The organism is Paeniroseomonas aquatica, assembly GCF_030409335.1.
Classification (GTDB): Bacteria; Pseudomonadota; Alphaproteobacteria; order Acetobacterales; family Acetobacteraceae; genus Belnapia; species Belnapia aquatica.
The window spans coordinates 1-635 of sequence record NZ_JAUFPN010000222.1 but is presented as its reverse complement, the minus strand read 5'-3'; the positions used below and the strand labels follow the sequence as shown (position 1 = coordinate 635).

Annotated in this window: 1 protein-coding gene; it reads right to left on the bottom strand. The window is 69.9% G+C overall.

Annotated elements, in window-relative coordinates; translation table 11 throughout:
• Nucleotides 1-321 carry an HU family DNA-binding protein gene (locus QWZ14_RS28980; RefSeq protein WP_290320543.1) on the bottom strand — a complete coding sequence of 107 codons (321 nt, stop codon included), beginning with the start codon at nucleotides 319-321 and terminating at the stop codon, nucleotides 1-3.
• Between the last annotated feature and the right edge of the window lie 314 nt (nucleotides 322-635).

The window sequence follows — 635 nt, the reverse complement described above, 5'->3', positions numbered from 1 at the left end:
TCAGACGGCGTCCTTGAGTTCCTTGGCGGCGCTGAAGGCGATCTTGCGGCTGGCCTTGATCTCGATCGGCTGGCCGGTCGCCGGGTTGCGGCCGGTGCGGGCGGGACGGGCGCGCACCTGCAGGATGCCGAGACCCGTCAGCCTGACCTTGTCGCCGGCCTTGAGCCGGGTGGTGACCACCTCGACCAGGGAGGCCAGCATCTCCTCGGTCTGCTTCTTGGTCAGGCCATGGGTCGCCGCCAGGTCGGGCGCCAGTTGCTTGAGGGTCACCGTGGCCGCGCTCGGCGGCTTGGCCGGGGTGGTGGGCTGCTTGGCTGCCATGGCTTGTACTCCAATGTCGCGGCTATGCCGGCGGTGTCTGTCGCGGGTGGTGGGCCGAATCGGTTGACGATTACGATCCCGTTAAATCTCGGGTTGGGTCCCCGGGGCAACCATATTCGATCCTCGGTGCAGGGCGGTCGCCGTGACCGCCCGCCCTGTCGGCCACGGGCCGCGGGCCCTGCCCTACCCCTACATGGCCGCGGGGCCAAGCCCAAGCCCGGCTCGGTGCCACCGGAAAGGCCCAGCCCTTCCCATCTGCCCCGGAAATCCGCCGCGGCTGTGGCCTGGCTCACATCGGGGTTGGGCGTGGCTGG